The following is a 21,230-nucleotide window of genomic DNA, read 5'->3' on the forward strand; positions in this document are numbered from 1 at the left end:
AGAAGATAAAATGAATACGGAAGTGAAAATTTGTGTGATCGGCCTAGGGTATGTAGGTCTTCCGTTGGCTCGTTTGTTCTCTACGAAATATAAAACCGTGGGATTCGATATGAACGCAAAGCGGATAAAGGCTTTAATGGCAGGCCATGATGCGACATTGGAAGTATCTGATGAGTTACTCCAATCCGCTATTGCTAGCGGTTTTAAGTGTACGGCGAGTATTGAAGATATTCGGGATTGTAATTTTTATGTGGTGGCGGTTCCTACACCTGTTGATCAAGATAATAAACCTGACTTGACTCCGCTTTATGGAGCTAGTACTACAGTCGGTAAGGTCATCTCGAAGGGAGATATTGTGGTGTATGAATCTACGGTCTATCCAGGTGTTACTGAAGACGAGTGTATTCCTGTAGTGGAAAAGGTGAGTGGATTGAAATTCAATAAAGACTTTTTTGCAGGTTATTCACCGGAACGTATCAATCCAGGCGACAAGCAACACACTGTGGAGCATATTAAGAAGGTCACTTCGGGTTCAACGATGGAGATAGGTGTGAAAGTGAATGAGGTGTATGCTTCTGTCATTACGGCTGGTACCCATTTGGCTCCTACCATGAAAGTGGCTGAGGCTGCAAAGGTAATTGAGAATTCACAAAGAGACATCAACATTGCTTTTGTAAATGAACTTTCCAAGATATTTACCCGTATGGGTATTGATACGCAGGCGGTGCTGGAAGCAGCCGGTACGAAATGGAATTTTCTTCCTTTTCGCCCAGGTTTGGTAGGTGGTCACTGTATCGGTGTAGATCCCTATTACCTCGCCCAATGTGCCCAACGCTATGGTTACAACCCGGAAATTATTTTGGCCGGTCGTCGGATGAACGATGGCATGGGTGAGTACGTTGCTAATCAAGTCGTGAAACTGATGTTGAAGAAGGGGATTCAGGTGTTGAATTCAAATGTCTTGATTTTAGGCTTTACCTTCAAAGAAAATTGCCCTGATGTACGTAATACGAAAGTGATTGATATTTATAGAGTTTTGAAAGAATATAATGTGACTATCACTGTATATGATCCGTGGGCGAATTCTGCGATCGCATGGTGTGAATATGGTGTTGAAATCACCAATGAATTGCCGACGGATCGTTTTGACACAGCTATTATGGCAGTAGCACATAATGAGTTTAAATCACTAGATTTACTCGCTCTCACCAAGGAGAACTGTGTGATATATGATGTGAAGTGGATACTTGATGGCCATTGTGATGGGAAGTTATAAAATCGAATTAGGATATATACATTGTAAATATTGTGTTCTTGATAGTCATGTCGTGATTCCGGGGTTTTACAATTGGACTTGTGATACTGAATCTTATAATAATGAAGATTTGCGATTGTTAATGTTGTGATAATATTGGTTTTTGTTAAATATTACAGAAAAATGCGGATAAATAATCAATGCTTATATGCATAGCTTTTTGAAAAACATATTAAACAACAAATTAGCTACTCAGAGTATAATGCTGTTGGTTTCTACATTCTTAAGTATGTTGTTCCTGATAGGTACTAATTTCTATTTGACTAAGATTCTAGATCTTGAGCAATATGGAAATTATGCTTTTATAATTAATATGTTTATTTTCTCACAGATAGTATTTAATTTCGGTTTTTTTTATTCAATCTGTAGGTTGATATCGCTTGAAAAGGATGATGTATCCATTAGAAGTTACTATTTCGCTGGAATTCTTATTTGGGCATTGTTGTCCGTCGCAATGTGTGTGTCACTAAGTCTCTATTCCATCCTTTCAGATGATTTGAGGAATAAACATATTTTGGATATTTTCTTGTCGATACTGCCACTAGGTTCGGTTTATTTGTTTACTCAGTTCAACGAATTAGTATTACAAGGGGATAATCGTATTGGTTTGTTGGCAGTGTCAAGATTTTTTCCTCGTTTGGTATTCTTTTTATTGACAGTTTCGTTTTTTTTTCTTCTTCCAAATGTTAATTTAAGGACTATATTAATTACATACTTTTTTTCTTACTTAGTAATATATATATATATAATATGTAAAATACAACCAATTAGAAACAAGAGCGGTAATTCATTTAAAAAAATATGGTCAATCAATAAAGAATATGGTTTTCCTATCTATATTGGTTCAATTTTTGCAGTAGGAGCAAGTAATTTTGTAGGGGTATTACTCGGTGTATTGAGTGCAGACAATACAAACGTGGGTTTCTATAATATTGCTCTGCAAATATCCATTCCATTATCTATGTTACCTAATATTTTATCAACGGTTTTATATAAGAAATTTGTTTTTTTGGATTTTATCAATCGAAAAATATTGATAATTCTCTTTTTTCTATGTATGTCGGTTTATTTGTGTATATTGATATTTTCAAAGTCGTTTATTTTGGTTGTTTTTGGAAATAGATATATGACTTCTGTTCCATTGATAAAATATATGTGTTTGGGTGCATTACTGTATGGTATTGCGGATTTTTTTAACAAATTTATCTTGTCGAAAGGTTGTGGAAAGAAACTAAGAAACGTATCCTTGATAGTTGGAATAGTGGTGATCTCTATCAGTTATCCTTTCATTAAATTATGGGGCTGTTATGGAGCTGCCTATATCAAGGCTGTGGCTGGGTTGGTATATTTGAGTTCGATAATATATACATATAAAACTTCATTTCAAAATAAAAATGGAAATTGATGTCATTATAACCATTGTATTGATGGCTCTCTCTTTGATTTATCCTAAATCAAAATATATCGCCATTTTGTTTTTTCTTTTTATGTGGACATTGTGGGGATGGAACACGTGGAACGGAGACTATATTGCTTACGAGGAGGTTTTCTCGTTTCCCGACAATTCAAATAATGAGTTTGGTTATTTGGTATTGAATCGGTTAATTGGATGTTTCACTGATAGCTATCAGGTGTTTCTAATAACTGTTTCGTTTGCGATATTATCGTTTATGTGCTATTTCACGCTTAGACTATCACCTTATCCATCACTGTTTGCGGTGATCTATTTTATTTTGTTTCTAATGGAGTTTGTTTTTAGTCGGAATTATATTCTTACCACGTTGATTCTATATTCGCTGTGGTTGTCGTGCGAGAAAAACAGCATAAAATATTTTGTTGTTTCTATTTTAATAGGTGCTACAATCCATGTCTTTTCTATCACATATCTATTATTGATACCTAGTTTACGCTCTGAGTTACTACCGCTCAAGAAGTATTTTGTGTATATTATTCCTTGCGTTTTGATTTTGATTTTTGTCAGTGACTTCATTTTTCCTTATTTAGGAAGTAATGTTGTCACAAAATTGTCTCTCTACGAAACGAAAAATGCCATAACAAACTCATCATATGCATTAATGATACTTGTGTTCATGATTTTATTTCTGACACGTTATTTATGGAATTCCTCTCAACGTCCTCCTTCCATTGTAAGGCTAATATACAATATTAATGTGATATCGTTGATTTTTATCGGAATATTCTACGTTGTCCCCTATGCAGCCTCCCGTTTTTTACGGTTACTGTTTGTAATAGATTTACTAATGTTTACCATTTTCTTGTTTGTTGCCAAAAGGAGGAAAAAATTGGTAGTGTCACTTACATTTACTGTTTTTGTAGCTATGGTATTGGCTTATTTTGTTGAAAGTACTTTTCCTTATACCGTAATACCACTCTATAAGTGCAATTTAATTTGGGGTAACGAATTTTATAAACCAGTATTTAATTGAGTAAAAAATGAGAATTTTATATTGTGGGCTGTTTCGGTTTCCTGCGGGTGATGCAGCTGCACCAAGAGTGCTAAATAATGCAAAGATTATGCGTAAGCTAGGACATAAAGTAGATTTCATTGCTTTTGGAGGAAAACAAGAGGCTACCTCTTGGCAAGGCTTTAACTATGTTATAAGTGATGATTTGGATATTAAAAAATTTAGTTTTTCAAAAGTGAAATCTCTTTTTATGATGGGGTATAAAGCATATGATTTTATCAATTCTCGAATAAATGAGTATGACGTAGTGGTATTATATTTTGGTGCTGGTTTGTTGCCGTATAAGCTGGATAGGTTGTGTTGTTGTAATGGGGTAAAGTTTGTGCTTGATATAACGGAATGGTATGTAGCCCGTGATTATCACCTAGGATATGTGAACCCTTTTTTCTGGATCAATGAAGGCTTTATGAGATTTGTTAATCCTCGCGTAAAAAATGTAATATGCATTAGCCGTTATCTTGACAATCATTTTCGTAAATCGTCGAATAGGTTACTACTTCCACCTCTTGTCGATCTTAATGAGGAGAAATGGAAGAAAACTGTGGCACAATATGCTCCGTACGCGGGAAAAACTCTTATCTATGCGGGTAATGCTGCCAATAGCAAAGATAGAATAGATATTGTGCTTGAAGCGTTGGAAATAGCTCTTGATAGAGGTGCTAAATTGAGATTACTTATTCTAGGTAGCTCAAAGGTTATTTACACAAGTAACCAACAACGGGAGAAGCTCAAAGATGCGGTATGCGTTATTCGGAGAGTAACGCAGGAAGATGTGCCTAGGTATTATAAAATTGCTGATTTTTCTATTCTTATTCGAGACAATAATCGCAAGAGTAACGCAGGCTTTGCTACAAAGCTGGCAGAGACGATAGCTGCCGGTGTTCCACCTATTATTAATAAAACAAGTAATATTGAAGACTACCTGAAAGATAGAGTGAATGCAATTGTTCTTGAACATCCTGATAAAAAGGAATTAGTGAAGCGTTTAATTGAAGTGGATAAGATGGATACGAATTCGGTTAAGGTATTAAGTGAAGCCATTAGTAACACTGCCCGCTGTTCATTCCATTATGAAAGTTACATTGAATCCATGAAATTGTTTTTGCGAAATTTAAAATATTAAATAGACATTGTTTATGAAAGTATTAGTGGCTTGTGATGAGTATAGTTATCGTTTTGGAAAAGATTTCTATTTACGTGATTTTGGTCAAATACTGGTGAAACGGTATTTGATGGTGTTTGATGAAGTTCGCTTTGTGGTGAGAACTCGTGAGGTTTTTGCTTTGGAAGAATTAAAAATATATAAATATATAGTGGAGGATCCAAGGGTTGAAGTTGTTCCTGTACCTTTTTTTCAAGGGCCTTTGCAATATGCAAAAGTTTATTTCTCTGTAAAGAGAATGATGGAAAAAGTGGCGGAGGGGTGTGATCTGGTGATTCTGCGCCTTCCTAGTACCACTGCTTTTGCTGTGTGGGATAGTATCAAGAGCTGTTTTCCGTATGCGATAGAGGGGGTAGCTGATTGTTATGATATTTATCAGAATAGCTCTAGCTTGTTGCATAAAATATTGTGGTATAGGATGCATTGTAAAATGCTAGAGGCTAGCCATAAAGCTATGGGGATTTCGTGTGTTACTCGTAATTATATGCAAAAACATTATAGTTCACATCGGAAAGATAGGATTTTTTCTCATTATTCTTCCATTGAGATGTTGGCTGCGTTTCGATCTGGAAATCGACACTATCTACAGAAGAAACCTTGGGGATTGATTCATGTTTCAAATCAAGTGTTTTTATATAGTGGCAAAGGGCACCGGGAGATGATTCTGATATTACGTATTTTGCGAGAAAGGGGCGTTGATGTGACATTAACCTTCGTCGGGGGAGATTATTTCGGAGGAATAGCTCAGCTTACACAATATGCGAAAAGTTTGGGAGTTGGCGACTTGCTTCGATTCTCAGGATTTGTTTCTACCGATCGTTTACGGGAACTTCTTTTGGAGGCAGATATTCTAGTTTATCCAACAAGGGCAGAAGGGCTTCCGAGGGTGATTATTGAGGCTTCGGCTTTAGGTTTACCTTGTGTGACTACACCGGTTTCGGGTAACACAGAATTGATCGATAAAGATTTTTTGGTGGATTATTCAGATGTCAGAGGCTTTGCTGATAAAATAGAAATACTAATAAATGATAAATATCTCTACGAGAATCAAAGTAGAATAAATTATGAGAGGAGTGCAGCATATTGCAAGGACGTTCTTGATTCTCGAAGAAAAGAATTTTATGAGAGTCTGAAAGATGCTGTAAATAATGACATAGTACTCACATGATATTTACATCTATTGAATTCGCAGTATTTCTACTCATTGTGTTTGTGTTATATAGGCTTGTGAATGCAAAATTTAACAAACTAGAGGTCTGATATATTCTTGATAATTAGCGGTTATGTGTTTTATTGATGCTGGAATTGGCGTGCTTGTTTATTGTTGTTTACTATCACTTTAATAACCTATGTCTGTGGTTATGGAATCAGATATTATTGACAAAATATTGATAAAAACGTAAATCGATGGTGGCAACCTGCATTTATTATACATCTTGTATCCATAATAATATTATTGAAGCATTGGTGATTTTCAAGTATTCAGATTTCTTTATAGAGTCATTCTCATCAATGGTCACTTTATTTGGAAAAAGAATTTCTGTTAAGAGTGTGAATTTATTGCTTCCTATAGGAATCAGTTTTTATATTTTCCAATCGTTCACATATACGATTGATATATACTAAAGAAAGCTAGAACCGACATAAAGATATTAATCATTTGAATGCTGAAGGTACTAATGCTTACTCTACTTTGGTTTCAAATGATATATTAAAATGTTTAGCGAATTAACGACTTATCACAGTTAAATTATCTTTTAATTATCAAAAGATAATATTTGAATAATTTTACATAATTGAATCTATCAGTCTTTAAAGACAAAGTCCTCTTGATCACTGGAGGTACCGTCTCTTTCAGAAACCTTGTACTTCGTCGTTTCTTAGATTTGGATATCAAGGAAATCTGGATTTTCAGTTGGAATGAGAAAAAGAAAGATGATATGCGTCATGCTTCACAAAATCTAAAAGCTAAGTTTTACATTGGGAATGTTCGGAACAAAACATCTGTAGATCTAGCTATACGAGGTGTAGATTTTCTGTTTTCTGCTTCTGCATTGAAGCAGGTATTTTCTTGTGAGTTTTTCCCAATAGAGGCTACTCGCATGAATCTGAAAGGTACGGTGAACTTATAACTTTTCACAATCGAGTATAGAATGAAGCGCAAATAATAGTATCAAAGAATATTCATTTTAATAAATAATTAATCATGAGAATTTTAGTAACAGGTTCTAAAGGAATAGTAGGACTTAAATTAGTATCGGAATTAGAGAAGAAAGGGCATTCTGTATTTGGTGTTGATATTTTGCATCATCCGGGGGAGATCGGATATGTGCAAGTCATGAGTCATGAGCCATGGAAATATTCTCGATGTGATATAGGGGAATACCGGCAAATAGAACGGATCTTTGATATGGCAGGGCCATTTGATTTGGTCTATAATTGTGCCGCGGAGTTTGGTCGCTGGAATGGTGAGGATTATTATGAGCAAATGTGGAAAAGTAATTTGATAGGTTTGAAGAATATCATTCGTTTGCAAGAAAAACACCATTTTAAGCTAATTCACTTCTCTAGCTCGGAGGTATATGGGGATTATATGGATATCATGCATGAGGATGTCATGGATAAACATGTGATTTATCAGATGAATGATTATGCTATCTCTAAAAGGGCTAATGAGATGCAAATACGGAATTCTCGGATCATGTATGGTACAGAGACCGTGCTTGTTCGTTTGTTTAATACCTATGGTCCGGGAGAGTATTATCACCCGTATCGTTCTGTAAACTGTAAGTTCTGTTATCATGCTTTGTTTGGTCTGCCCGTGCAGGTTTTTCAGGGTTTCTATCGTTCTAGTACATATATCGACGATTGTGTAAGGACTTTGGCGAATATAAGTAATAATTTCATTGATGGTCGAATTTATAATATTGGTAGCAGCCAGTATCATGACATCGAGACCTTGGCGGATATTATCTGGAAATATACGGGTGCCGATAAGTCGTTGATAGAGTACAAGGATTGCGAGGTATTAACGACAAAGGTGAAGAAAGTGGATAATAGTTTGGCCGTGAGAGAACTAGGGCATGAGGAGACGGTCTCTTTGGAAGATGGGGTCAAGAAAACCATAGATTGGATGAGGGATTATTACAGATTATGAATTTTAATAGTTATCTATAATGAAAGCATGTTTCATGGGGTTGGGATATATTGGTCTCCCAACCGCCATTATTGCGGCCAAGCACGGCATAAAGGTTACGGGAGTTGATATCAATCAGAATGTTGTCGATACGACAAATCGAGGGAAATTGCATATCATAGAACCAGGTATGGATGAATTGCTTAAAGATGTGGTGGAGAACGGGATGTTGAAAGCCTCAAGTTTGCCGGAAGAGAGCGATGCTTATTTCATCGTGGTCCCGACACCGTTTAAAGGGAACCATGATCCTGATATCTCGTATGTGGAGACAGCCACTCGGATGATTGTACCTTTTTTGAAGGAGGATGATCTTTATGTGATAGAATCGACATCTCCGGTAGGGACAACAGAAAAAATGAGCGACTTGATCTTTAGTTTACGCCCAGAATTAGAAGGTAAAATAAGTATTGCGTATTGTCCGGAACGGGTATTACCGGGTAATGTGATCTATGAGTTGGTACATAATGACCGCGTGATAGGAGGAATGGATGAGATATCGACGGATAAAGCCATAGAGTTCTATAGTCGCTTCGTTAAGGGAACTCTTCATCGGACGAATAGTAAAACTGCAGAGATGTGTAAGTTGACAGAGAATTCATCACGTGATGTGCAGATAGCCTTTGCTAATGAATTATCTGTTATTTGCGACAAGGCTGGGATCAATGTTTGGGAACTTATAAATTTGGCAAATAAGCATCCTCGGGTAAATATATTGTTGCCGGGTTGTGGAGTTGGCGGACATTGTATAGCCGTGGATCCCTATTTTATCACGGCGGATTTTCCTATAGAGTCTCAACTTATTGCAAAAGCCCGTGAGATTAATAATTATAAAGCATTTTGGTGTGCGGAGAAAATTAAGACTACGATGTTGAAGTTTGAGTTAGAACATCACCGTAAGCCTGTGGTTGCTATGATGGGATTAGCATTTAAACCAGACATCGATGATTTAAGGGAATCACCTGCTAAATATATTACGACAAAAGTTTTGCAAGGCTGTAATAATGCTGATATATTGGTAGTCGAGCCTAATATTTCTTCTCACAACGTATTTAAATTGACTCCTTATCGGATGGCGTATGAGAAAGCTGATATAGTCGTTTTTTTAGTTACGCATAAAGAATTTAAGTCTCTTCCCATTTGCCCGGACAAGATGATTTTGGATTTTGCGGGTGTGTTCAGAAAATAGATATGAAAAAGATTATGTTAGTCTTTGGGACTCGTCCCGAAGCGATAAAAATGGCTCCTTTGGTGAAGGGCTTATTGAGATGTCCTAAAGATTTCCAAACAATTGTGTGTGTGACGGGACAACACCGTGAGATGTTGGATCAAGTTCTCCATTTGTTTGATATCAAATCTGATTATGACTTGGATATAATGAGTCAAGGACAAGACCTATATGACGTGACAACACGTATCTTAACAGGTATGCGTAAGGTCTTGAGAGAAGTTCTGCCTGATATCGTATTGGTACATGGTGACACGACGACGAGCATGGCGGTCGCTCTGTCATCATTTTATGAGCGGATCCCTGTAGGACATATAGAAGCCGGTCTTCGTACCTATGATAGGTATAGTCCATGGCCTGAGGAGATGAATCGACAAATAACGGGTCGTATAGCCACTTACCATTTCTCACCAACCTCGAATAGCCGAGAGAATTTATTGGTGGAAGGTGTCAACGAGAACAACATTTGGGTGACAGGGAATACGGTGATAGATGCCTTGTTTCATGTAATTAATAAGATAAAGTTGGATAAGGTCTTGGATGAACAGTTATCAGAGACTCTAAGGAAGTTAGGCTATCCGGTCAATGATAGGAGAGAACGTCGCCTTGTGTTAGTGACAGGACATCGGCGAGAAAATTTTGGTGATGGATTTATCAATATATGTCAATCTCTTAAATTTTTGGCTTTAAAATATACGGATGTGGATTTTGTTTACCCGATGCATTTAAATCCCAATGTCCGTAAGCCCATTCATGATACTTTTGGACAAATGCAATTAACCAATGTTTTTTTTATAGAACCGTTGGAGTACTTTTCTTTTATTTATCTGATGGAGAAATCAACATTGGTTTTGACAGATAGTGGAGGAGTTCAGGAGGAGGCCCCGAGTTTGGGCAAACCTGTATTGGTAATGCGTGATACGACGGAGCGTCCGGAAGCCGTGGAGGCTGGAACTGTTCGATTGGTTGGTACGGAATATGACAAGATCGTATATGAGGTTTCCACTTTATTAGATGATCCTGCGTATTATGGGCAAATGAGCAAGGCATTGAATCCTTATGGAGACGGGAATGCTTGCGATAGAATTATAAACGTATTAAGAAGATGACTATTTTATCTCTTACGTTAGGCAATTGTGCTGATATTTCTGATACAGATATTTGCACGGATTTGATGTGGAAGTTCGCTCGCAATGGTCATACTTTGTAATGCTAGTGGAACGTCGTTTCCATCGATCTACGTAATTTAACTAAGATAGGATATAAGAAGACCTTTTTATTTGTGAGATCCGTAAATACAAGATTAGGTCAAACTTGATCTGATCTTGTATTCCACTTCTTCAATCACATTTACCAAGGTGATCCGCTTGATCTAAAGTGTGTATAACACATTTCCTAACTAAATTCAATAAAAAACTTATTTTTCAATCTATTAAGCTTAACTATCTAATAAATAATGGGTACGCTGTATGGGGCGTTTACGGTTTACCTCCAAGGCTATATAGGCGTAGAGGAAAAGATGGTTTGGAAGAAATATTAGAAAAATGGCAGCCATGAATATTGTTTTTTTAACGCTGAATGTGATAGATGACTTATCACAAAGTGGCATTTATACGGATCTTCTTAGAAAATTTATAAAGGAAGGTCATAATGTTCACGTTATAAGCCCTGCTCCAAGAGGAGTTAAATTAGATAAATATTACTATACAGATTCTTTAGGAGCTACTATTATTAGGGTAAAGACTCTTAAAAATACTAAATGCTCAATTATTGAAAAAGGTTTTTCAATGTTGACTATTAGTTGCTTGATGAAAAGAACAATTAGTCGGTATATATCAAAAATTAGTGTTGATTTGATTATTTATTCAACGCCTCCGATTACTTTTTTAAGTATTGTTAAATATCTAAAAAAGAAATTTCCTAAGGCGAAGAGTTACCTGCTTCTAAAAGATATAGTTCCAGATGCGGTAGTGGATTTGCAGATTTTTTCGAAAAAAAGCTTATTGTATAAATATTATAGAGCTATAGAGAAAGAATTGTATAAAATCTCAGATTATATAGGTTGTATGTCTCCTGCAAATGTGAGGTATTGTCTTGAACATAATAGTTATATTTCATCTGATAGAATAGAGTTAGCTCCAAATAGTATAGAATTAAAAGAATTTGAACCTGTTTCATATACTGAAATCAGGAAAAAGAATGATTTGCCTATAGATAAACCTATATTTATTTATGGTGGAAACTTAGGTAAACCGCAAGCAATAGATTTTATTATAAAAGTTTTGGAATATAATAAATCACGAGATGATCGTTTTTTCTTGATAGTTGGCAGTGGAACGGAATTTCTAAAATTAAATAATTGGTTTATACATAATAGACCCTCTAATGCTAAATTGTTAGATGCTCTTCCTGTAGTAGATTACGATAATTTGCTGAAAGTTTCAGATGTAGGTTTGATCTTTTTAGATCATCGTTATACTATTCCTAATTATCCTAGTCGCTTATTGTCATATCTTTCATACAAGAAACCTATTATTGCTGCTACAGATATAAATACGGACGTAGGTACTATCGCTGAAACTAATGGATATGGATTTTCATGTGATAGTGTAGATCCTGCTAATTTTACTGCATGTGTTGACATTTTTGTTGAAAATCAGTCTTTGGCAAAATCAATGGGGGAAAAGGGGTATAAATATTTATGTGATAATTATTTGGTGGAAAACACATATAATGCAATTATAAAACATTTTGATAATAATTAAAAATAAGAATCATGAAAAAGTTGCTGGATATTATTAATACGGTACTAGCTAACCGTCAAAAGCAAACTATAGAATCAATCGCCCCAGAGTCTTCTTTGAGAAATGATTTAGGGTTTGATTCTCTTGATCTTGCAGAATTGACTGTTCGTATTGAGGTAGAATATGATGTCGATATTTTTGAAGATGGAGTAGTAACTACCGTTGGTGAAATATTGGAAAAAATTAATTGATGCAACGATTATTTTACAGCGATATTAAAACCAAAGAGCAAATATCGTATGAGCAATTGCTGAAAGATATTTGCTCTGCAGAGTATTTCGTTCCTTATTTGAAATGTGAGTCGTATTACGAGATCTTTAAGCAAATTATTATCTCACTTTTGATAGGTCGAGAATTGGTCTTATTAGATTTCGATTTTAAGGATGAAGAAATTGAAAAATTGATTGGTTCATCCGAAGTATTGATGGAGCGTGTTCCTTTTTCAGCTTCAAAAGAACTAACAATGGATAATTTGATTGAAAAAATGTCTGGACATTTAGCTGACTGGAGAATCACGCTATTTACTTCAGGAACAACAGGGTTGCCAAAGAAGGTTTCTCATACATATGAATCGATCACAAGGCAAGTTCATATAGGTAAAAAACATGTAGATGATGTATGGGGATATGCTTACAATCCAACCCATATGGCAGGGTTACAAGTTTTTTTCCAATGCTTGTTGAATTTAAATACGATTGTACGATTATTCGGGTTGAAAAAAGAAGAAATATATACTGAAATACAGGATTATAGCATCACCCACATATCAGCAACTCCAACATTCTATCGTTTACTACTTCCTGCATCGGAGGTGTGCGGATCTATTATCAGGATGACTTCTGGGGGAGAGAAATTTGATAAACAAACTTTGGATGCATTGCATTCAGTTTTCCCTAATGCTCAACTGACCAATGTGTATGCGTCAACTGAGGCAGGAACGTTGTTTGCTTCAAAAGGAAATAATTTTATGATTAAGGGAGACATGGTATCGAAAGTGAAGGTTGTGGATAATGAACTTTATTTACATAAATCACTGATGGGCGAATCTGCTTCTTTAAAAATGGTTGATGGGTGGTATGCAACTGGTGATCTTATAGAGATTATAGCTACGGATCCGCTAGAATTTAAGTTCATTTCAAGAAAAAATGAAATGATCAATGTTGGCGGTTACAAGGTAAATCCTTCTGAGGTAGAGGAAATAATTCGTTCTTGTAAAGGGGTACAGGATGTGACCGTATTTGGTAAAACAAATAGATTAATAGGTAATGTGGTTTGTTGTGAAATTGTTAGAGAGGATTTGTCTTTGACAGAACTCTCAATTAGACGTTTCTTGGCAGATAAGCTTCAAGAGTTTAAGATACCGAGAGTCATTAAGTTTGTTGAAACACTTCAAACAACAAGAACAGGTAAAATATTAAGAAAATTATAATTATGAAGAACATATTGGTAACAGGTGTTTCACGAGGTTTAGGTGTTCAGATCGTAAAAACATTGATGGAAGATGAGATATACTGTGTGTTTGGTGTTAGCCGTTCAAAAACTATTGAAATAGAGAAACTTCTATCTGCTTATCCCGAGAGATTCAAATGGATGTCTTATGATTTGTCTAATGCGGAGGATGTTAGAAGAGAGATTTTTAAAAAATTCATAGGTCTTAAAACTCCGCTTCATGGCTTTGTGAACAATGCCGCTATCGCATACGATGATATTGTAACAAACTTGAATTATGAATCTCTTCTTAAGATGTATCAAGTGAATGTATTCGCTCCGATGATGATAACGAAGTATGCTATTCGTCAATTTCTACTTCATCATACAAAAGGAAGTATTGTTCATCTTTCATCAATCAGCGTACATACAGGATATAAAGGTTTGGCTATGTATGCTTCTTCTAAAGGTGCCTTGGAAGCTTTCTCAAAGAATACGGCGAGAGAATGGGGAGAAAGAGGGGTGAGAAGTAATGCGTTAGTTGCAGGGTTTATGGAAACGTCAATGAGTGCAACTTTATCGGTAGAACAAAAAGATCGCATCTATAAAAGAACATCAATGAAACAGCCGACCGCAACTCAATCGGTAGCAGAAACGATTCGTTTCTTGCTTTCAGAAAGTGCGGCATCAATTACCGCACAGAATATCTATGTGGATTCTGGTACGATTTAAAATAATGTCATGGAAATAAAAGTGTGCAAGACTACAGAATGGTCAGATCATGAGTGGAAAACATTTGTTGATAGTTTTATCTCTGTATTTAAACGAGAAGTGACAATAGAGTCGTTCAAAAAGAATTATACAACCAATGTGGATGGGACTTCATATCACGCTTTGCTCTTGAATGATGGTGGTGATGTGGTAGGTAGTTGCTCTGTTTCTCCCCAAGAGTATTATTATAAGGACAGGTTGATTCGATTGGGATTGGCTGTAGGTGTTTTTATTCGTGATGAATATCGCATGGATCCATTGGTTCTCCGTAAGATGTATAAAAAGTTGGCGACCTATTTAAAGGGTTTGAATATTTTGGCAGTTATTGCGGTTCCTAATGCTATTGCTTATCCGTATTGGAAAAATGTAGTGAAATGGAAAGATGTGGGAGCTATACGATATTGGGCATTACCTGTACATATTGGAGCTATATTACATAAAGCGAAATTTTTAAATCTATTGTCAAAATTATATGCATATTCGGTTACTTATCTGTCATGTATGCTTTCTGTTTTTGTAGACAGTAGAAAATCGGACAGTGTTTATCGGATTCATGATGATGCCAAATTTTTAAAACATCGTTTTCTTAATGATTGTTATCAATGTTTTGAAAATAAAGATGTTTTATCTTTTTTCAGAATTGTAGAAGAGGAGGGAGTTAGAACTGCATATATCATCTATTGTAAAGAAAAGGGACAATTATCTTTTAGGGCTTTTTCTAAAACAACACTCTATATCTTAAAATCACAAAAAATAGATATGGTGCTTTATATTGGGCAGATGAATATGTTTCAAACATTATTTGTAAGAGTCCCCTCTAGACTTGAACCTAAATTACTTCCATTGACTTGTGATATTATTAATGAGGATAGTGGTTTAGAAGGAGTTTATGATCTTAAAAATTGGGATTTTGGGTTGGTAAATTATGATGTACGATGAATCTAATTAGTTTTGATATAGAAGAATGGTTTATCGAGAAAAAGTTTAATGGAGCCAGACAGGATAAATATGTTCAATATGATGCTATACTTTCACGAATTTTGGATCTATTAGAAGAAAAGGAATGTAAAGCTACTTTCTTTTGTTTGGGTAAGATTGCTTGTGATTTTCCGTATGTGATTAAGCGAATTGCAGAAAGGGGACATGAAGTGGGTTGCCATTCGAATAAACATTTATGGTTGACAAAAATGACTCCTAAGGAATTGAGAAAAGATACGAAGGAGGCGATTATGAGTTTGGAAGATGTTTATGGACAGAAAGTTGTTAGTTATCGGGCTCCTGCCTTTTCGATAGGACAACAGAATGCTTGGGCTATAGAAGTGTTGGCTGAATGTGGTATAGAGCGAGATGCGTCTATCTTTCCGGCTGTTCGTGATTTTGGAGGTTTTTCTGTTTTCAAAGAAAAAACGCCTTGTTTAGTGGAGTTTAATGGTTGCACATTGAAAGAGTTTCCAATTTGTACAATGCAGATTTTTGGAAAAGAAATTGCATATTCTGGGGGCGGTTATTTTCGCTTATTCCCGTATTCCTTAGTAAAAAAAACGATTCAGACAAGCCTGTATGCCATGTGTTATTTTCACATAGAAGATTTTATAGATACTCCTAAAAAAATGATGTCAAAAGAGGAGTATGAAATCTATTTTAAAGAACATGGATATTTTATTAATCGACTTAAACGCTATGTGAAAAGCAATATTGGAACGGGTGATTGTTTTAATAAGATGAATCACTTGGTCTCTGAATGTTCATTTATTAGCCTAGCTTCTGCCGATAGACAAATCTCTTGGGATCTGGTGAATAAAGTAATCATATAAGTTCTAGAAAAATCATGTACAAACATTTCTTTAAGCGAGTAATTGATTTCACGTTAGTTCTGATAGCGTTGGCCATAATCTGGCCAATACTGCTTGTCGTGACCATTTGGCTGCATTTCGTAAACAAGGGAGCCGGAGCGTTTTTCTTTCAAGAGCGTCCGGGATGGAATGGCAAGATCTTTAAGGTTATCAAGTTCAAGACAATGACGGATGAGCGGGATACGGACGGAAATTTATTGCCGGATGCTGATCGGCTAACGAAAGTAGGTAAGTTTGTCCGTTCTACTTCAATTGATGAATTGCTGCAATTGATAAATGTTCTTAAAGGTGATATGGCATTAATTGGTCCACGTCCATTGTTGGTGCAATATCTCCCTCTATATTCAAAAGAGCAGACATATCGACATGAAGTTCGTCCTGGGATTACAGGTTGGGCGCAAGTTAATGGGCGTAATGCAATTTCGTGGACAAAGAAGTTTGAACTGGATGTTTGGTATGTGGATCATTGCTCTTTTTTACTTGATTTGAAAATCCTGTTTTTGACAATAAAAAAGGTGTTTGTCAGGGAGGGGATTAGTTCTGATACTTCTGTCACAATGGAGCCTTTTACTGGAAATAATTAATAAATAGATAATGTATTTATACGGTGCAAGTGGTCATGCTAAAGTGATCGTTGATATTTTGCGGGCTATTAATGAGCCTATTGAAGCTTTATTTGATGATAATGAAGCAATTCACCGGCTTCTTGACTATCCTGTATTACATTCTGTAGAGGTTAAGGAACCTCTGATTATCAGTATTGGTAATAATAATATTCGTAAGAAAATAGCGGAACAATTTAATGTAAGATTTGGAAAGGCTTTTCATCCGTCTGCTATAATCTCTGCAACGACTACAATTGATGAGGGGACGGTTGTAATGCAAGGTGCTATTATACAAACTGGAGTCTATATTGGGAAACATTGTATTATAAACACTGGTGCTTCTGTTGATCATGAATGTGTAATAGAAGATTATGTACATATATCTCCTCATTGTACACTTTGTGGCAATGTTAAGGTTGGTGAGGGAACGTGGATCGGAGCCGGTAGCATTGTTATTCCAGGGGTAAAAATAGGAAAATGGAGTGTACTTGGTGCAGGATCTGTTGTTACCAAAGATATCCCTGACGGTGTGTTGGCTGTCGGCAATAGATGTAAAATAATAAAACAAATCTGATTATTTATCATAACTATATGGATAAGAAAATATGGCTTTCACTTGCTCACATGTCCGGCCGTGAGCAAGACTTCATAAAAGAAGCATTCGACACCAACTGGGTTGTCCCTTTAGGCCCCAATGTAAATGCATTTGAAAAAGAGTTGGCGGACTATCTTAAAGAAGACCGACACGTGGTCGCATTGTCTGCCGGTACAGCAGCTCTTCATCTGGGGCTTATCGAACTAGGTGCGCAAGCAGGTGACGAAGTCATCTGCCAGTCTTTTACTTTTGCCGCTTCTGCCAATCCGATAGCATATCAGTCAGCTACTCCGGTATATGTAGATAGCGAACAGGATACTTGGAATATGAGTCCCTTATTTTTGGAAGAAGCGATCAAAGACCGCCTGCGTAAAACCGGAAAATTACCGAAAGCTATTATCCCGGTTCATCTATATGGCATGCCTGCAAAAATGGATGAAATTATGGCTATTGCTTCTCATTACGGAATACCCGTTTTGGAAGATGCAGCCGAAGCCTTGGGTTCAGCGTACAAAGGACAAAAATGTGGTACTTTCGGAGAATTTGCTGCCTTATCATTCAATGGAAATAAGATGATCACGACTTCCGGTGGTGGTGCTTTGGTTTGCCGGACGGAAGAACAGGCCAAACGGACTATGTTCTATGCTACCCAAGCCAGGGAGAATGCTCCGCATTACCAACATGAATGTATCGGTTATAACTACCGCATGAGTAATATTTGTGCCGGAATCGGTAGAGGACAGATGTTTGTGCTGGATGAACATATTGCACGACGTAGGGCAATACACCAACTGTATACGGAGTTGTTGAAGGATGCGCCGGGTATCGAGGTACAACAGAATCCTTCGGAAGATTTCAATTCGAACTTTTGGCTGACTTGTATTCTGATAGATCCGGAAAAGGCTGAGTTTACCCGTGAGGATGTCCGGTTATATCTGGCAGATGAAAATATAGAAACACGCCCTTTGTGGAAACCGATGCATCTGCAACCAGTGTTTAAGCAATCGCCTTTTTATGGGGATGGGACATCGGAAAGGTTATTTGAGAGAGGACTTTGCCTGCCTTCCGGGCCTACACTGACCGATGATGACATTTGCAGGGTAGTGGAAACAATGTTAAGTCTGTCATCTCCACGATAGAGTGGAAATAATAGACTTTATATATCGTTTTGTGATTAGATAGATTTTATTTGTTTTCTAGAATTTTAATTCGTTTCTTTGTTTCGTATTTACAAAACACATAATTATGAAAACAACAGAGATTCAATTAGAAAGAACACAGATTGAAGACGGTCTCAGACGTCTAAAATCCGTAGAAAGTTTAAAAAAAGTTCGGCAATATTTACAGACGTTGCTTCATCAGGAAACATTAGAGATGAAAAAATGTCCGGGGAGTTGTTCGGTAGAGGAGTTGAATGTGATTTTAGATAAAGCAGAAGCTGCTTTCGAACGAGGAGAATATGTAACGAATGAAGAAGCAATGACGATTATAAAATCTTGGTAATGTATATTGTACATTGGGAAATTGAAGCCTTAACTATAATGAAGCAGATTTTTGATTGGTATTTTGTTGAAATGGGAAGTAAAGCTGCCAATAAATTTAGAAATGGCATTATAAAGGCTGTAAATACTTTGGAAGTATGCCCTACAATTGGAAAAATAGAACCGTTGTTAGTTCACAGGAGTAAATGTTATCGTTCGTTTGCAGAACATTCTAATCATAAAATAATATATTTTGTTGAAAATGATATTGTTCATATAGTTTATATATGGGATAACAGGCAATCATTGTCAAAAATGAATATATTAGTAAAATAAGTAAAAGGATGTAGCAATAGTTCTAAGTGAACCTTTTGCTACATCTCTTTTAAACAATCAAACCCCCGTCTCTTCATCTTTCCATTCCTCTTCCGGAAAATACTGGTCGATGATAATGAAAAACAGATGGTATTTACATAAGATATGGCGTATCCAGCGTTCGCTCACCAATAGCTTTTTACTGATCCGGGAGATGTCCCGGTCGGTGATACCGGAGACATCCATGCTTTCGGCATGTTTTTGGTAAGCCTTCAACAGACAGTCATAGATGGCATATCCGGTCGCTTTGTTGCGGCGGATCATGCGTTGGTAATTTTCTTTGTAACTCATGCAGTAAATAATTTGTACAGACCGCCGATCAGTCCCGCAGCCATCAGGCTGTAACCGGCAATGTCTATGGGTTCGACACGTTGTTTGGTTCCCCAGTCGCCCTGGTTGAGAGCGAGAGTATCGCTCCGATAGCTGTCAGCGTCACTTCCGTCTGCTCCATCAGTAGAGACAGCAGGGTGATCGCCATCAGGAAGAGGACGAGGATAGGGATGGGGACAAGGGCAGTCACCGGCTGCCGGCTTTTGCCTGCGGGGAAAGATGATCCGGGCAAGGCTGGTGAGGAAGTTGAAAATGGTTTCAAGAGTTTTCATTTTGTATATATTAATATTTAGAAATGTTTCAAATCTGATAAAAGGTGAACTCAGCAAACAGGCATCCTTTCAATCGTCCGGCAGATCGACACCAGTATCCTCTGGTAGGCAGCACGGTTGTCACCATTCACTTCGCTGATGTATTTGCTGTAAGCGATCTCTTTGGCATAAGCCGAAGGATGGGCACTGAGTGAGGCAGCTACCGGATAAGCGGTGTGGATCAGGCGGGCGAAGTCCATGAAACTGTCTTCCGCCGAATTGTAGGTGCGGAACCATAAGGAAGTATGGCCGCTGTTTTCAGAAAGATCGGTCTTTTCGCCTTTCCAGAAAGCGTTTGGACGTCCGTAGGCGGTGATGCCGAAGAAGTTATGATGCTCCTTTGCCAGCGTACTTTCTCCCCAGCCGGTTTCGATGGCCGATTGGGCGAGGATGACGATCGGATTGATTCCGAAACATTCCCCCGCCTTTTGGGCGGGGAAAAGATACTGTTTGATGTATTCCTGTTTTACCATAGTGAATAATTGTTTAATGTGCCAATATGCCAATGTGTCAATGGAAATACCAACTGTTGCTATCAGAATTGGCATATTGCCTTATTGGCACATTGGCAAATTATTTTACTCGATTTCCGGACGGTCGCTGCCGCCCTCTTCTTCTGGTTTGCTTTCCGCGCCGGGGATATTGTATTTTTCGAAACTGGCATTACGGATGGTATCCGTCAACATCGTACCGGGGTAGAAAACGATATGTGCCCGGTGGAACAGAGAGGTATTGAAATCCTTTTCCGTAGAAGATCCTTTGCTGCCGGCAACCATCCGGAAACTGCCGAAGTCGCCCAGATGGATCGATTCTCCGTCGGCCAGCGATTCATTCATGACGGACAAGAGTCCGTCGAGTACCAGCAGGATATCACCGCGGCTGGCAGTGCTGTATTTGCTGATACGGCTGCAAATACGGTTCAGGTCGACCTTCTTGGTGATGCTGGTCTGTGCATAGTAAAGTTCGGCCCCTTCGGCCGCATCCTTACTCATGTCTCTTCTTTTGACAAGTCTGAATTTTAATGGCATAATCTGGTAATTAAAAATTGATAATTGAAAATTGAAAATTTGTGATTGAAAATTGTTGGTTATTGATAACATTACAAAGGTAATTGCTGTGGAAAAGTGCCTGCCGGATAGAAGCAGATAGTAGTGGTTGGAAGAGAATAAAGGTGGTTATTATTTATCGGAAAAGGAGCTGATAATTACTATTAAAAGATAGGTGTTTTAACGGCAAAACATATATGATTTGCGATCGAAACATATATGTTTTGAAGAAAGAATAAAAAGACAA

At 37.1% G+C, this 21,230-nt stretch carries 23 protein-coding genes and 1 pseudogene; 20 read left to right on the forward strand and 4 right to left on the reverse strand.

Annotated features, from left to right (window positions below; translation table 11 throughout):
- Positions 1-10 precede the first annotated feature (10 nt).
- From NBH14_RS23005 to NBH14_RS23100, 20 genes and pseudogenes are all read left to right on the forward strand, one after another.
- Positions 11-1,276: a nucleotide sugar dehydrogenase gene (locus NBH14_RS23005; RefSeq protein WP_186961394.1), complete on the forward strand. Its 1,266-nt coding sequence runs from the start codon at positions 11-13 to the stop codon at positions 1,274-1,276.
- Positions 1,277-1,475: 199 nt separating this feature from the next.
- A complete protein-coding gene (locus NBH14_RS23010) occupies positions 1,476-2,720 on the forward strand; it encodes a lipopolysaccharide biosynthesis protein (protein ID WP_250817772.1) in 1,245 nt (414 codons plus the stop codon).
- A 22-nt stretch (positions 2,721-2,742) separates the two neighbouring features.
- Positions 2,743-3,762: an EpsG family protein gene (locus tag NBH14_RS23015; RefSeq protein WP_255502367.1), complete on the forward strand. Its 1,020-nt coding sequence runs from the start codon at positions 2,743-2,745 to the stop codon at positions 3,760-3,762.
- A gap of 7 nt (positions 3,763-3,769) precedes the next feature.
- A complete protein-coding gene (locus NBH14_RS23020) occupies positions 3,770-4,924 on the forward strand; it encodes a glycosyltransferase (protein ID WP_186961391.1) in 1,155 nt (384 codons plus the stop codon).
- Between the two features lie 13 nt (positions 4,925-4,937).
- Positions 4,938-6,131, forward strand: coding sequence for a glycosyltransferase (locus tag NBH14_RS23025; RefSeq protein WP_186961390.1), 1,194 nt, complete (start codon positions 4,938-4,940; stop codon positions 6,129-6,131).
- A gap of 628 nt (positions 6,132-6,759) precedes the next feature.
- Positions 6,760-7,092 (forward strand): annotated as a pseudogene (locus tag NBH14_RS23030) (polysaccharide biosynthesis protein); the annotation flags it as partial.
- Positions 7,093-7,169: 77 nt separating this feature from the next.
- Positions 7,170-8,120 carry an NAD-dependent epimerase/dehydratase family protein gene (locus NBH14_RS23035; protein ID WP_222622145.1) on the forward strand — a complete coding sequence of 317 codons (951 nt, stop codon included), beginning with the start codon at positions 7,170-7,172 and terminating at the stop codon, positions 8,118-8,120.
- 19 nt (positions 8,121-8,139) lie between these two features.
- A complete protein-coding gene (gene wecC / locus NBH14_RS23040; RefSeq protein WP_186961388.1) occupies positions 8,140-9,345 on the forward strand; it encodes a UDP-N-acetyl-D-mannosamine dehydrogenase in 1,206 nt (401 codons plus the stop codon).
- Positions 9,346-9,347: 2 nt separating this feature from the next.
- Complete coding sequence (gene wecB, locus NBH14_RS23045) at positions 9,348-10,493, forward strand: non-hydrolyzing UDP-N-acetylglucosamine 2-epimerase (RefSeq protein ID WP_186961387.1); 1,146 nt, start codon at positions 9,348-9,350, stop codon at positions 10,491-10,493.
- A 444-nt stretch (positions 10,494-10,937) separates the two neighbouring features.
- A complete protein-coding gene (locus NBH14_RS23050) occupies positions 10,938-12,149 on the forward strand; it encodes a glycosyltransferase family 4 protein (protein ID WP_186961413.1) in 1,212 nt (403 codons plus the stop codon).
- Positions 12,150-12,160: 11 nt separating this feature from the next.
- The gene (locus tag NBH14_RS23055; RefSeq protein WP_186961386.1) at positions 12,161-12,379 is read left to right on the forward strand and encodes an acyl carrier protein; all 219 of its coding nucleotides are present in this window, start codon (positions 12,161-12,163) and stop codon (positions 12,377-12,379) included.
- Positions 12,379-13,617, forward strand: a complete 1,239-nt coding sequence (locus NBH14_RS23060) for an ANL family adenylate-forming protein (RefSeq protein WP_186961385.1) — start codon at positions 12,379-12,381, stop codon at positions 13,615-13,617. Before NBH14_RS23055 ends, NBH14_RS23060 begins: the two co-directional genes overlap by 1 nt.
- Positions 13,618-13,619: 2 nt before the next feature.
- Positions 13,620-14,348, forward strand: a complete 729-nt coding sequence (locus NBH14_RS23065) for an SDR family NAD(P)-dependent oxidoreductase (protein ID WP_186961384.1) — start codon at positions 13,620-13,622, stop codon at positions 14,346-14,348.
- A gap of 9 nt (positions 14,349-14,357) precedes the next feature.
- Positions 14,358-15,326, forward strand: a complete 969-nt coding sequence (locus tag NBH14_RS23070) for a hypothetical protein (RefSeq protein WP_186961383.1) — start codon at positions 14,358-14,360, stop codon at positions 15,324-15,326.
- Complete coding sequence (locus NBH14_RS23075) at positions 15,323-16,201, forward strand: polysaccharide deacetylase family protein (RefSeq protein ID WP_186961382.1); 879 nt, start codon at positions 15,323-15,325, stop codon at positions 16,199-16,201. The genes NBH14_RS23070 and NBH14_RS23075 overlap by 4 nt, the downstream gene beginning before the upstream one ends.
- Positions 16,202-16,215: 14 nt before the next feature.
- Positions 16,216-16,824 carry a sugar transferase gene (locus NBH14_RS23080; RefSeq protein ID WP_186961381.1) on the forward strand — a complete coding sequence of 203 codons (609 nt, stop codon included), beginning with the start codon at positions 16,216-16,218 and terminating at the stop codon, positions 16,822-16,824.
- Between the two features lie 10 nt (positions 16,825-16,834).
- Complete coding sequence (locus NBH14_RS23085; protein ID WP_186961380.1) at positions 16,835-17,419, forward strand: acetyltransferase; 585 nt, start codon at positions 16,835-16,837, stop codon at positions 17,417-17,419.
- Between the two features lie 17 nt (positions 17,420-17,436).
- Entirely contained in the window at positions 17,437-18,579 is a 1,143-nt protein-coding gene (locus NBH14_RS23090) for a DegT/DnrJ/EryC1/StrS family aminotransferase (protein ID WP_186961379.1), read from the forward strand.
- A gap of 106 nt (positions 18,580-18,685) precedes the next feature.
- Entirely contained in the window at positions 18,686-18,943 is a 258-nt protein-coding gene (locus NBH14_RS23095) for a hypothetical protein (protein ID WP_048317725.1), read from the forward strand.
- Complete coding sequence (locus tag NBH14_RS23100) at positions 18,943-19,257, forward strand: type II toxin-antitoxin system RelE/ParE family toxin (RefSeq protein ID WP_186961378.1); 315 nt, start codon at positions 18,943-18,945, stop codon at positions 19,255-19,257. Before NBH14_RS23095 ends, NBH14_RS23100 begins: the two co-directional genes overlap by 1 nt.
- Positions 19,258-19,314: 57 nt before the next feature.
- On the opposite strand, the gene NBH14_RS23105 is transcribed toward NBH14_RS23100, so the two are convergent.
- The 4 genes from NBH14_RS23105 to NBH14_RS23120 form a co-directional block, all read right to left on the reverse strand.
- Complete coding sequence (locus tag NBH14_RS23105; RefSeq protein WP_186961377.1) at positions 19,315-19,587, reverse strand: hypothetical protein; 273 nt, start codon at positions 19,585-19,587, stop codon at positions 19,315-19,317.
- A complete protein-coding gene (locus tag NBH14_RS23110) occupies positions 19,584-19,898 on the reverse strand; it encodes a hypothetical protein (protein ID WP_186961376.1) in 315 nt (104 codons plus the stop codon). The genes NBH14_RS23105 and NBH14_RS23110 overlap by 4 nt, the downstream gene beginning before the upstream one ends.
- Before the next feature lie 50 nt (positions 19,899-19,948).
- Positions 19,949-20,410 carry a glucosaminidase domain-containing protein gene (locus tag NBH14_RS23115; protein ID WP_186961375.1) on the reverse strand — a complete coding sequence of 154 codons (462 nt, stop codon included), beginning with the start codon at positions 20,408-20,410 and terminating at the stop codon, positions 19,949-19,951.
- Positions 20,411-20,515: 105 nt separating this feature from the next.
- Entirely contained in the window at positions 20,516-20,965 is a 450-nt protein-coding gene (locus NBH14_RS23120; protein ID WP_186961374.1) for an HU family DNA-binding protein, read from the reverse strand.
- Positions 20,966-21,230 lie beyond the last annotated feature (265 nt).

Origin of the sequence: Parabacteroides caecihominis (assembly GCF_023656785.1) — a bacterium.
GTDB lineage: Bacteria > Bacteroidota > Bacteroidia > Bacteroidales > Tannerellaceae > Parabacteroides > Parabacteroides segnis.